This window comes from Acidimicrobiales bacterium (genome assembly GCA_035533595.1).
Lineage (GTDB): Bacteria > Actinomycetota > Acidimicrobiia > Acidimicrobiales > Bog-793 > DATLTN01.
The window spans coordinates 22,560-35,410 of sequence record DATLTN010000002.1; the positions used below are offsets into that span (position 1 = coordinate 22,560).

Below are 12,851 nucleotides of genomic sequence, written 5' to 3' on the forward strand. Positions count from 1 at the left end.
GGTGGGTGAGAGCATGGGCTACGTCTACGACTTCGAGCACCGCCACGAGCGAGCGCCCCGAGAGTTGCGGGCGCTGCTCGGCGGCAAGGGGGCGAACCTCGCCGAGATGACCTCGGTGCTCGGCCTCCCCGTCCCCCACGGCTTCACGATCTCGACCGACGCCTGCCGTGAGTACATGAAGGCGGGCTGGCCCGAGACCCTGAGCGAGGAGGTCGACGGCCACCTCCGCCTCCTCGAGGAGCAGATGGGGCGCCGCCTCGGCGACCCAAAGGACCCGCTGCTCGTCTCGGTCCGCTCCGGTGCGGAGATCTCCATGCCGGGGATGATGGACACCGTCCTCAACCTCGGCCTCAATGACGACTCGGTGCGCGGCCTCGCGCAGCAGACCAACGACGAGCGCTTCGCCTACGACTCCTACCGCCGCTTCGTGCAGATGTACGCCCGCATCGTCCTCGCCCTCCCCGGCGAGGAGTTCGACGAGGCGCTCGAGGAGGCCAAGGCGCGCGTCGGCGCGACCACCGACTCCCAGGTCCCGGCCGCCGAGCTCGCCGCGCTCGTCACCACCTACAAGGCGATCGTCGAGCGCCACACCGGGAGCCCCTTCCCCTCTGCCCCCGCCGACCAGCTGCGCGGCGCGATCGAGGCCGTCTTCGCCTCCTGGAACGGCCCGCGGGCGGTCACCTACCGCCTGCGGGAGCACATCTCCCACGACCTCGGCACCGCGGTCAACGTGCAGGCGATGGTCTTCGGGAACCGCGACGACGACTCCGGCACCGGCGTCGGCTTCACCCGCGACCCGGCGACCGGCGAGAACGTCCCCTACGGCGACTTCCTCACCAACGCCCAGGGGGAGGACGTGGTCGCCGGCATCCGCGCCACCGAGCCGCTCGCCGCCCTGGCAGACAAGATGCCCGCCATCCACGGGGAGCTGATGGCGATCTTCGACCGCCTCGAGGCGCACTACCGCGACATGTGTGACACCGAGTTCACGATCGAGCAGGGCAAGCTCTGGATGCTGCAGACCCGCACCGGCAAGCGCACCGGGCGGGCCGCGCTGCGGATGGCGGTCGAGATGGTGGACGACCCGGTGATCTCGCTCAGCCGCGCCGAGGCGGTGGCGCGCATCACCGGCGACCACGTCGACTCGGTCCTCCACCCGCAGTTCGGTGCGCACTCCCTCCCCCTCCTCACCAAGGGCCTCGGCGCTTCCCCCGGCGCCGCCGTCGGCGAGGTCGTCTTCTCGGCAGCGGCGGCGATCGCCGCCGCGAAGGAGGGCCGGGCGGTGATCCTCGTGCGCGCCGAGACCTCCCCCGAGGACGTCGAAGGCATGCTCGCTGCACAGGGGATCCTCACGGCCCGCGGCGGCCTCGTCAGCCACGCCGCCGTCGTCGCCCGCGGCTGGGGGAAGCCGGCCGTCGTCGGTGCCGAGGCGCTGCAGGTCGGACCCTCCTCCGTGCGCGTCGGCGACGTGGAGCTCCTCGAGGGAGAGGTGATCTCGATCGACGGCGGCACCGGCAACGTTGTGCGCGGCGCCCTCGAGCTGGCGAGCGCGGAGCCGCCCGCGGAGCTGCAGACGATCCTCGAGTGGGCCGACTTCATCCGCCTCGGCCGCCTCGGCGTGCGGGCCAACGCCGACAACGGCCCCGACGCCGAGAACGCCCGCTCGCTCGGTGCCGAAGGGATCGGGCTGTGCCGCACCGAGCACATGTTCCTCGCCGACGACCGCCTGCCGATCGTGCGGCGGATGATCCTCGCCGACAACGACGAGGAGGAGCGTGCCGCGCTCGAGGAGCTGCGCCTCGCGCAGCGCGACGACTTCATGACGATCCTCGAGGCGATGGACGGCCTGCCGGTGACGGTGCGCCTGCTCGACCCGCCGCTGCACGAGTTCCTCCCCGACGTCGAGTCCCTCGCCGTGAAGCAGGCGCGCGAGGGCCTCACCGAGGAGGAGGAGCGGCTCTTCGCGGCGGCGAAGAGCTGGCGGGAGGTGAACCCGATGATCGGCACCCGCGGGGTGCGCCTCGGGGTCTTGAAGCCCGGCCTCTACGCGATGCAGGTGCGGGCACTCCTCGAGGCGGCGACCGCACGCGCCGCGGCGGGCGGGCACCCGCTCGTCGAGGTGATGATCCCGCTCATCGTGACCCGCGAGGAGCTCGCCCTGGCGCGCTCGTGGGTGCGCGAGGCGATCGACGCCGTCGCCGCCGAGGAGGGCCACCCCGCCCCCGCGGTGCTCATCGGCACGATGATCGAGACGCCGCGCGCCGCGATCCGCGCCGACGAGATCGCCGAGGAGGCGGACTTCTTCTCCTTCGGCACCAACGACCTCACCCAGCTCACCTTCGGCTTCAGCCGCGACGACATCGAGGCACGGCTGATGTCGCGCTATCTCACGCTCGGCCTCCTCCCGGCGAACCCATTCGAGACCGTCGACGTCAACGGCGTCGGCGAGCTCGTCCGGCGGGCCGCAGCCGACGGGCGCGCCACCAACCCCGCGCTAAGGCTCGGGGTCTGCGGCGAGCACGGTGGCGACCCGGCCTCGATCGAGGTCTTCGCCCGCGCCGGCGTGGACTACGTGAGCTGCTCCCCCTACCGGGTGCCGATCGCCCGTCTGGCTGCCGCGCAGGCAGTGCTGCACCTCGACGCCAGCGCCTGAGCGCAGCGCCCCGTTGCCGCACCCGCCGCTCTCGGCGCGCCGGGTCAACCTCAGGCGAGGATTTGCCGATTATCTTGCTCGGACAGGCAACGAAGTCTCAAAGGAGTGGGTGCATTGGTCACCGACGGCGTCATCGCACGACGGAGCAACCGGATGCGGAGGGTCGCCGTCTCGGTCGCGCTCGGTGGGCTGGCGCTCGCGGCCGCAGCCTGCAGCGGCGGAACGAACCCGACCACCCAGGCGAACACGCTCCTGCAGGCGGGCATCGCGGCGGTGAAGGCCAACGACTGCAGCGCGGCGGTCTCCGACTTCAACTCGATCCTGAAGAACGACCCGACCAACAAGGTCGACGACCAGTACGCGTACTACAACCGGGGCCTCTGCGAGCAGCTGAGCCACTCGACCACGGCGGCGATCAATGACTACCGCAGCTCGCTCGCGCTGAACCCGAACTACGTGCCGGCGCTCTACAACCTCGGGACGGCCGTCTCGCCCTCGTCGCCACAGGAGGCCGAGAACCTCTACCTGCAGGTGATCGCGATCCAGCCGGGCAACGCGAGCGCCCACCTCAACCTCGGCTACGTGTACCAGACGCTCGGCCACAAGGCCTCGGCGATCCAGCAGTTCGCGCTGGCGGTGCACTACCAGCCGGCCTTCATCTCCAACGTCCCCGCCGCCCTGAAGAAGGCGGTCCAAAAGGCGCTGCCGGCCCTCGCCTCGCCGACCACGACCGGAGGGGCCGGGGCGAACAAGGCGACGACGAAGTCACCAGCGAGCGGGATTTCCGGGCCTACCTAGGGGTTCCCGCGTGGCCAGCGGCGCGGTAGAACTGCTGCGCGACCTAGACCCAGGGTGGTCCGTTGACGACAACTGAACTCTCGCAGCCGCCGGCGACGGAGCCCGCGGCGCTCGGCGAAGGGGAGGCGGGCGGGCTCCGGATCTCGGTCGTGATCCCCTGCCTCAACGAGGAGCGGTCGATCGCGGGCTGCGTCGACGAGGCCCTCGAGGGGCTGGCGGCGCTCGGCGCGAAGGGCGAGGTCGTCGTCGCCGACAACGGCTCGACGGACCGCTCGGTGGGCCTCGCCACCGAGCACGGGGCGCGCGTCGTGCAGGTGAGCGCCAAGGGCTACGGCAGCGCGCTGCGCGGTGGCGTCGCGGCGGCCGACGGCGAGCAGATCGTCGCCGGCGACGCCGACGGCCAGCACGACTTCCGCGAGCTCGGCCGCTTCGTCGAGAAGCTCGACGAGGGCTTCGACCTCGTGGTGGGCAACCGCTTCGGCGGCGTGATCGCCCCGGGGGCGATGAGCTGGAGCCACCGCTACATCGGCAACCCGATGCTCTCGGGCCTGTTGCGGCTGCTCTTCCACCCGAGGGTGCACGACGCACAGTGCGGGATGCGCGCCTTCACCCGCTCCTCGTTCCAGAAGATGGACACCCGCACGACCGGCTTCGAGCTCTGCCCCGAGATGGTCGTGAAGGCCGTCCGTCAGCACCTGCGCATCGGCGAGGTGCCGATCACGGTGCGCGCCGATGCCCGGGACCGGCCGCCCCACCTGCGGACGATCCCGGACGGCTGGCGGCACCTCAGCTTTTTGTTGATGTGCGCACCCAATTACCTGTTCATCGCCCCGGGCGCGCTGCTGTTCGCGGTCGGAGTAGCGATCGTGAGCTGGCTGTTCGTCGGCCCGCAGCACCTCGGGGGGGTGCCGCTCGACACTCGCGCCGAGCTCTTCGGCCTGGTGCTCGCCTCCCTCGGCTTCCAGATCCTCAGCATCGGCCTCTTCGCCCGCGTCGTGAGCTACGCGGAGCCACGGCGCGCCCGCTCGCTCGGCCGCTTCTTCAAGTCGCTCCGCCTCGAGCAGGGGCTCGCCGTGGCGGGGCTCCTCATCGCCGTCGGTCTGGGCGGCGGCATCACCGAGTACGTCGAGTGGGCGAAGAAGGGCTTCGGGGTGCTGCAGGACGACCGCGCCGTGATCTTCTTCGCGATGTGGCTCGTCCTCGGCGTCCAGATCGGCTTCGCCTCGTTCTTCCTCAGCATGATCGGGGTCAGTCGCGGCACCTGGCTCGGCGAGCCGACCTGACGATGGGGCCGTCGCGATGAGGAGGAGCCCCTGGAGCGGCGGCGACGTCATCGCCGCCCCTGCCGGGGGCCGCGCGGAGGAGTCGGCAGCGCTCGACGCCCGCGAGGCCGAACCACCCCTGTCGGAGCCTTTGCCCCGAGTCCCGCGGCCGAGGAGCCTCCACCAACGCCTCGGCCCGCTTGGCCGGGCCTTCGCCGCCGACGAGCCGCTCCCGGGCGCGCCGTGGTGGTCGCGCCACGGCCACCTGCTGCTCGTCCTCGGAGCGGTGCTCTACGGCCTCATTGCGCTCGAGCCGGAGCGCCTGCAGGTCGCCTTCCCGAACGACGCGTCGGTCCACCTGCTCACGGTCGCGACCGCGGCGAAGGACATCGCCGCTGGTCACCTGCCCTTCGGGAGCTGGTTCCCCGACCTCGCCACCGGCTCGCCCTTCTTCCTCCACTACCAGAGCACCCCCGCGGTGCTCACCGCGCTCCTCGCGAGGCTGATCGGCGTTGCCAGCGCGTTCGGCATCGTGCAGTGGCTGCTCTTCGCGTTGCTGCCGCTCTCGGTCTTCTGGTCCGGCCGCCTCTTCGGCCTCGGGCGGTACGCGTCGGCGATCGCCTCGGCGACCGCGCTCCTCTTCGTGAGCGCCCGCAGCTACGGGGTCGAGCAGCAGAGCTACGACTGGCTCGGGTCGGGGATGTGGACCCAGCTCTGGGGGATCTGGGTGCTCCCCCTCGCCTGGGGGGCGAGCTACCGGGCGATCAGCCGCCGCGAGTTCCGCGCCCTCGCCGTCGTCCTCCTCGGCGCGACGATCGCCTTCCACTTCCTCACTGCCTACCTCGCGGGCCTCTCGCTCGTCGTCTTCGTGCTCATCCGGCCGACCCGGATCCTCCGGCGCGCCTGGTGGGCAGCGGTCGTCGGTGGCGCGGCGGCGGCCCTCACCTTGTACGTGTGGCTCCCCCTCGAGCACTACAGCACCTGGAACGCGGGCAACGAGTTCCAGGTCGGCACCTTCTGGAACGACTCCTTCGGGGCCCGCACCGTGCTCGGGTGGCTCGTCAGCGGCCGCCTCTACGACAACGGCCGCTTCCCGGTCGTGACGATCCTCGTGGGAGTGGGTCTCGTCTCCGCGATCGCCCGCTGGCGTCGCGACGAGGCGGCGCGCGCCGTCGTCGGGGTCTGGCTGCTCAGCCTCGCCCTCTTCTTCGGTCGTCCGACCCTCGGCTTCGTGATCGACCGGCTCCCCGGCAACAGCACGCTCCTGCTCCACCGCTACGTGATGGGCGTCCACCTCGCGGGGATGCTCCTCGCGGGGATGGGCGCTGTCTCGATCGGCCAGGTCGCGCTGTCGCTCTGGCAACGCCTCGCGGCGCGGCGCGAAACCGAGAGCGGGGCGCGACCGCGGCGCTGGTGGCAGCCGGTGCTCGCCGCCGCGGTCGTGATCGGCGCGCTCGCCCCGGCGTGGAGCCAGCTCCTCAGCCGCGACCAGGCGAACGCCGCCTCGATCGCGGCGCAGCGGGCGCTCGACACCACCGAGGGCGCGCAGGTGAATTCCCTCATCGCGACGACCCGCTCGCTCGGTGGTGGCCGCATCTTCGGGGGTCTGCTCGCCGACTCGTGGGAGCAGACCTTCCGCGTCGGCCAGATCGAGACGTGCATCTACCTCGCCGACGTCGGCGTCGACGCGGTGGGCTTCTCGCTCCGCACGTCGGCGCTGATGAACGACCCGGAGGCGGACTTCCAGGAGGCCAACCTCGCCGACTACGACGCCTTCGGCATTCGCTTCCTCATCCTGCCGGCGGGGATGGCGCCGCCGGTCACCGCGCGCCGCGTCGAGCAGCAAGGACAGTACGTCCTCTGGTCCGTCGCCTCCCACGGCTACGTCCAGGTCGTCGACACCGAGGGGGAGCTCTCGGCGAACGCGAACGACCTCGGCGCGCAGACCGTCGGCTTCCTCCGGTCCACCCTCGCCGGCCAGGGGATCTACCCGACCGTCGCGTTCAGCGGGAGCCCCGCGGCGGCCCCCACCTTCTCCAGCGGCAACCCGGTGGGATCTCCCGGCTCGGTGCTGAGCAGTGTCGACTCCCTCGACTCCGGCGCGTTCACGGCGACGGTGACCGCCAACCGCGACGCCGTCGTCCTGCTGAAGGCCTCCTACGACCCGGGCTGGCAGGTGACCGTCGACGGCGTCCCCACAGCCACCGAGATGATCGCCCCGGCCTTCGTGGGGGTCGAGGTCGCCCCCGGCACGCACCTCGTCAACTTCGTGTACCACGGCTACCCCCACTACAACCTCCTCTTCGCGCTCGACCTCCTGGCGCTCCTCGCGGTCCTCTTCGGCGCTCACCTCGGCCGGTTGGCCAGTCGTCTCCGGCGCCGCGTCTCCGAGGCGCGGGCGCGCGCCTCGTGACCGCGCGGCGCTACGTCGTCGTCGGCGGGGGCCCCGCTGCAGCGGCGGCGGCCGCCGCCCTCAGCGCGAGGGGGGCCGCCGTGCTCGTCGTCGAGCCGGGCCTGCGGCTGGAAGATGACCGGGAGGCGAAGCGGCGCCGCCTCGCGATGGCCCCGCCGGAGGACTGGAGCCCGGACGACCTCGAGGTCTTCTCCTACGTGAAGGACCGCGGGGCCGGTCTCGGCCAGAAGCGCCTCTTCGGCTCCGAGTTCCCCTACGCGGATCCCGGCCAGGCGCCGCGCGCGATCGGGGTGGGCGCCCACCCCTCCTACGCGGCGGGTGGGCTGAGCAATGTCTGGGGGGCCGGGCTCCTCGCCTACGGGGAGGCGGACCTCGCCGACTGGCCGATCGGCTGGGAGGAGCTCGCCCCTCACTACGCCGCGGCCGGCGCGCTGATGCCCCTCTCCGCCGAGCACGACGAGCTGGCGGCGGGCCATCCCCTCTTCCGGGAGCCCGACGGCGCCCTCGTGCGCTCGGACGAGGGGGAACGCCTCCTCTCGCGCCTGCGCCGTCATCGGAAGCTCGGCGCGCGTGGCTGGACGGTCGGCGCCGCCCGCCTCGCCGTGCGCCCCGGTCGCCCGGCCCCCGCCTCCGGCTGCGTGTACTGCGGCCGCTGCCTCGAGGGCTGCCCGTACGGCCACATCTACAGCGCCAGCCAGAGCATCGACTCGCTGGCCAGTTCGGGGGCGATCGAGTACCGCCCCGGGGTGCTCGTCGAACGGCTCTCCGAGGCCGGTGGCGAGGTGCGGCTGGGCCTGCGCGACGCCGCCTCCGGCGAGCCTTCGGAGCTGGTCGCGGGGCGCGTCTACCTCGCGGCGGGTGCGCTCTCCAGCACCTTCATCCTCCAGCGCTCGGGCATTCTCCCCGAGGCCGTCGAGCTCCTCGACAGCCAGACGCTCTACCTGCCACTGCTTTGGGCGGGCACCCCAGCCCCACGGCGCGGCGACGATCGCTACGCCCTCGCGCAGGCCTTCTGCCTGCTCGACAGCCCCGCCGTCTCCCCGCGGACGGTCCACCTCTCCCTCTACGGCTACAGCGCCGACCTCCCCGCACGGGTCCGTGACCTGCGACCGGGCCTCGCGCGGATGCTCGGACCGCTCCTCGAGCGGGGGACGCGTCAGCTCGTCTTTGCGATCGCCTTCCTGCACAGCGACGACTCGACCCGCATCACCTCACGCCTCGAGGGCGAGGGATTCGTCCTCGAGGCAGGGGACCGCACCCGCGCCCTCGCCGCGGTCGCCCGGCTGAAGAAGAAGCTGCTGCACGACTTCACGCCTCTCGGGATGCTCCCCCTCACCCCCGCCGCGGAGATCGCACTGCCGGGCGCCGGCTACCACTACGGGAGCTCGGTGCCGATGAGCGCTGCTCCGACGAGCCGCGAGTCGGATCTCGTCGGCCGGCCCTCCGGTTGCGAGCGCGTCCACGTCGTCGACGCCGCCTGCTTCCCGACCATCCCGGGAGGGCCGATCACCCTCTCGATCATGGCGAACGCCCACCGCATCGCGACCGAGACGGCGGGCTCGTGAGGATCGCCGTCACCGGCGCCTCCGGTTACCTCGGAGGACAGATCGTCGACCACCTGCGCGGCGAGGGCCACGAGGTGCTGCCGCTCTCGCGCGCCGGCGTGGACGGCCCGCCCTTCTCGCTCGGCGAGCCCTTCCCTGCCGCGTCGCTGCGGGGGGTCTCGGTGGTCGTGCACGCCGCGTGGGACTTCGCTGCCCGCGACGACGAGGTCCGCACCCGCAACGTCGAGGGGGCGCTGCCCCTCCTCGACGCCGCCGCGTCGGAGGGCGCCCGCATCGTGCACATCTCGTCGCTCTCGGCGCACCACGGCTGCCGCTCCCGCTACGGGGCGGCGAAGCTCGCGCTCGAGGAGCTCGTGGCATTGCGCGGCGGCTGCTCGCTCCGCCCCGGGCTCGTCTACGGGCCGACTCTCGGCGGGCTGTTCGGCACCATCGCAGGCGCGGTCGGGCGCCTGCCGGCGCTCCCGGTGCCGACGGCGCGGCGCGTCTCGCGCATCTTCTTGAGCGACGACCGGACGCTCTCGGCGGTGGTGCTCGCGCTCGCCACCACAGGGGTGGTGCCGGAGGGTCCGGTCTTCGCCGCGCACGCCAGCCCGCTCACCCTTACCTCGCTCGTGCGGCGCATCGCCGCGGCCCGCGGCCGGCACGTCGCCACCGTGCCCCTGCCCTGCGCGACCACCTACCACCTCCTGCACCTGCTCGAGGCGGCGGGCCTGCGGCCGGGCTTTCGCGCCGACAGCCTGCTCGCGATCGCGGATCCGGTGCCGATCTCCGAGCTGGCGCGACTGTCGCCCTCCCCGGTCGCCTTCGGGGAGCTCGACTTCGCCGCGACGCTCGGGCCGTCCGCCCGCCCCCCGACCGCGCGATGACCGCGGGGCTCGCGGCGACCCCGACGGCTGCCGCGCCCTCGTACCGTGCAGGCGGGCGGAGGCGAGCCGACCCCGCCCGCCTCGGCCCGCTCGCCCTCGTCGCAGCGGTCGTCGCCGTCAACCTCGTCGTCTTGCACCAGGAAGCCTCTGTCGTCTCGACGTTGAACGACAGCTCCTTCCACGAGCAGATGGTCCGCTACGCGACGCTGCAGTTCGACCGGGGCCACTTCCCCCTCGACGGCTGGTTCCCCTACCTCGGCCTCGGCTCGCCCCTCTTCCTCCACTACCAAAGCCTCGGCGCCATGGTGGCGGGCCTTCTCGGTCTCGTGATCGGCCCCGACCACGCCTTCAGCCTGCTGCTCTACCTGCTGCTCTCGCTGTGGCCGATCTGCATCTACCTCTCGGCCCGCCTGCTCGGCCTCACCCGCTGGCAGGCGGCCGCGGCGGCGCTCGTCTCCCCGCTCCTCACGAGCGTGACGAACGTCGGCTACGAACAGATCAGCTACCTCTGGGTCGGCTACGGCGTCTGGGCGCAGCTGTTCGGAATGTGGATGCTCCCGCTCTCCTGGGGCTTTTCGGCGCGCGCCGTCCGCACCGGTCGTGGCTACGCGGTCGCCGTGCTGTTCGCCAGCCTCACCATCGCTAGCCACTTCTTGTCCGGCTACCTCACCGCTGCGCCGCTCCTCCTCCTCTTGCTCTGCCGGCCGGGGGAGTTCCGCAGCCGCCTCCGGCGAGTGCTCGTGATCGGGATCGGCGCAGCCCTCTCCTGCGCATGGCTGATCGTGCCGCTCGAGCAGTTCAGCGGCTACGCGTCGGTGAACGAGTTCCTCCAGGGGACCGCGAGCGCCGACTCCTACGGCGCCCGCCAGGTGCTCATCTGGCTGTTCGACGGCAGCCTCTTCGACTCGGGCCACTTCCTCCCAGTCCTCACGGTCCTCGTCGGCGGCGGCCTGCTGGTCGCGATCCGCAGGTGGAGGGCCGACGAGACGACGCGCCTGCTCGCGCTGCTCTTCGTCACCTGCCTCGTCCTCTTCTTCGGGCGGCCGACGCTCGGGCCGCTCATCGACGTGCTCCCCGGCAGCCGCGACCTCTTCCTCCGCCGGTTTCTGATGGGCGTCCAGCTGAGCGGCATCTACCTCTCCGGGGTGGCGATCACGGCGGCCGTGGCGGGGTTACGCAATCGGCTGGCCCGCACGCCGGCCGCCTTCCTCGCCCGACGGGAGGGCCGCGCCGTCTTCGCCCTCGCCACCGTCGCGCTGGCGCTCACCGTCCTCGCCCCCTCGTGGAGCGCGCTCTTCGCGAGCGACAGCCGGGACGGGGCCGCCATTCGCCAGCAGATCGCCGCCGACGCCTCCGAGGGTGGGGAGGTCGGCACGCTCGTCGCGCAGGCGCTCGCCCTCGGTCCCGGCCGCTTCTTCGCGGGGATGCCCAACGACAGCTGGGGGCCGAACTTCGCCGTCGGCGAGGTCCCGGTGTTCAAGTACCTGGCCAACTTCGACGTCGACATCGTCGGCTACACCCTCCGCACCGCGTCGCTCATGACCGACCCCGAGGCCTACTTCGACGAGTACGACCCCGGCGACTACCCGCTCTTCGGCGTCCGCTACCTGATCCTCCCGTTGGGCCGGCAGCCGAGCCCCTCGGCGAGGCACGTCGCGACCGAGGGCCCCTACGCCCTGTGGGAGGTGGTCGGAGTCGGCTACCTCCGTGTCGTCGACACGCAGGGGTCGATCGCCGCGAACCGGGCGAACATCGGCGAGAACACCGCCGACTTCGTCCGTTCGACGCAGCCCCTCCACGGTCCCTATCCGGTGATCGCCTACGGCGCCACCCCTGTCGCGCCGACGACCGTGTCAGGGGCGGTGCCCTCCGGCGACGCCGGGCGCGTGCTGAACTCGGAGCCGAACCTCGAGGAGGGGAGGATCACCGGGACCGTCGATGCGATCCGCCCGGCGGTCGTCGTCTTCTCCGCCTCCTTCGACCCGGGCTGGGTGGCAAGGGTTGACGGCGCTCAGGTCCCCACCGAGATGGTCGCACCGGCCCTCGTCGCCGTGCCCGTGGGCGCCGGCCGGCACCGTGTCTCGTTCACGTACGCGGCGCCCGGTGACTACCCGCAGTACTTCAGCCTCGCTGGCGTGACCCTCGTCGCGCTCGTCGTCCTCCCTCGCTGGCGGAGGAGGCGCGCGGCTCGGTAGCGCGGCCCGCCCGGCGTGGCGGCCGAGACGTCAGGAGCGCCATCGGACCCGGTGCGTTCCCCGCGCGCGCCTCGAGATGCCCGATCGCAACAGTTGGCCGTCCTGCCAGGCCCTGCGAGCAGCCGTTTGGTTGCCCGAGCCTGCTCAGTCCGCGTAGGCGGTGATGACCACCGGCCCGGCGGCGGTCTGCCCGTTGCCGGTCGGTCCACCGGTGGGCGCGCTCGCGATCACCTGGCCGCTCGAGAGGCCGGAGGTCGCGTTCACGCCACAAGCGAGGTCGAGCTGGAGGGTCCCGGGGGTCAGGCCCGTGAGGAGGAAGCTCGCGGTGCGGCGCGCCTCGAAGGTCAGCGAGGGCTGGGAGACCGTGTCCAAGAGCTCCGTGAAGCCGACCTGAGTCGACGTCCCGTGCTTGACCAGCCCACACGAGACTTCAACCGGGCCGGAGAGGCTCACGAGCGTCGAGACCGAGATGGTGAGGTCGGCATTCACGAGCACCCGTCCGGTCGAAGGAACGGTGAGGCTCATCGAGAGGTTGGTCGAGTCCAGCGTGTTCAGGCCGGTGGACAGCGCATAGGTGGCGCCGCCAGTCGTGCCGTATTGCGTGGCGCCGACCAAGGTGCCGATGCCGATCGTTCCCGTCGGGCCTGTGGCACCGGTGGCACCCAACCCGGTGGCGCCGGTCGCGCCAACCCCGGTGGCGCCGGTCGCACCTGTGTTGCCCTGCAGGCCGACGTTGCCCTTTCCGCCTGTCGGGCCGGCTGCACCCGTAGGACCGGCAGCGCCGGTCGCACCCGTGTTGCCCTGCAGGCCGACGTTGCCCTTGTTGCCCTGAGCACCAGTGGAACCGACGGCCCCGCTTGCGCCGGCTGGGCCCTGCGGTCCGATCGGGCCCTGCGGGCCGGTGGTGCCGGAAGCGCCCGTGGCGCCGGTAGCGCCGACCCCGGTGGCGCCGGTCGCACCCGTGTTGCCCTGAAGGCCGATGTTGCCCTTGGCGCCCTGAGCGCCGGTGGCGCCGGTGGCACCCGTCGGGCCCTGCGGTCCGGTCGGGCCCTGGGCGCCGGTCGCACCCGTGGCACCGGTGGCGCCGGCGGCGCCGAAC

8 protein-coding genes are annotated in these 12,851 nt (G+C 72.4%); 7 read left to right on the forward strand and 1 reads right to left on the reverse strand.

The window, feature by feature from the left end; all coding sequences use genetic code 11:
* The first annotated feature begins 1 nt into the window (after window position 1).
* From ppdK to VNF07_00215, 7 genes are all read left to right on the forward strand, one after another.
* Entirely contained in the window at window positions 2–2,653 is a 2,652-nt protein-coding gene (ppdK, locus tag VNF07_00185; GenBank protein HVB04657.1) for a pyruvate, phosphate dikinase, read from the forward strand.
* Between the two features lie 153 nt (window positions 2,654–2,806).
* Complete coding sequence (locus VNF07_00190) at window positions 2,807–3,451, forward strand: tetratricopeptide repeat protein (protein HVB04658.1); 645 nt, start codon at window positions 2,807–2,809, stop codon at window positions 3,449–3,451.
* Between the two features lie 62 nt (window positions 3,452–3,513).
* Window positions 3,514–4,734, forward strand: coding sequence for a glycosyltransferase family 2 protein (locus tag VNF07_00195; GenBank protein HVB04659.1), 1,221 nt, complete (start codon window positions 3,514–3,516; stop codon window positions 4,732–4,734).
* A 16-nt stretch (window positions 4,735–4,750) separates the two neighbouring features.
* Window positions 4,751–7,126, forward strand: a complete 2,376-nt coding sequence (locus tag VNF07_00200; protein ID HVB04660.1) for a YfhO family protein — start codon at window positions 4,751–4,753, stop codon at window positions 7,124–7,126.
* Entirely contained in the window at window positions 7,123–8,691 is a 1,569-nt protein-coding gene (locus VNF07_00205) for a GMC oxidoreductase (protein HVB04661.1), read from the forward strand. Before VNF07_00200 ends, VNF07_00205 begins: the two co-directional genes overlap by 4 nt.
* Entirely contained in the window at window positions 8,688–9,557 is an 870-nt protein-coding gene (locus VNF07_00210; GenBank protein HVB04662.1) for an NAD(P)-dependent oxidoreductase, read from the forward strand. Before VNF07_00205 ends, VNF07_00210 begins: the two co-directional genes overlap by 4 nt.
* Entirely contained in the window at window positions 9,554–11,752 is a 2,199-nt protein-coding gene (locus VNF07_00215) for a YfhO family protein (GenBank protein ID HVB04663.1), read from the forward strand. Before VNF07_00210 ends, VNF07_00215 begins: the two co-directional genes overlap by 4 nt.
* A 144-nt stretch (window positions 11,753–11,896) precedes the next feature.
* Here the strand turns inward: VNF07_00215 and VNF07_00220 are convergent.
* On the reverse strand, window positions 11,897–12,851 hold a 955-nt coding region (locus VNF07_00220), incomplete at its 5' end, for a hypothetical protein (GenBank protein HVB04664.1).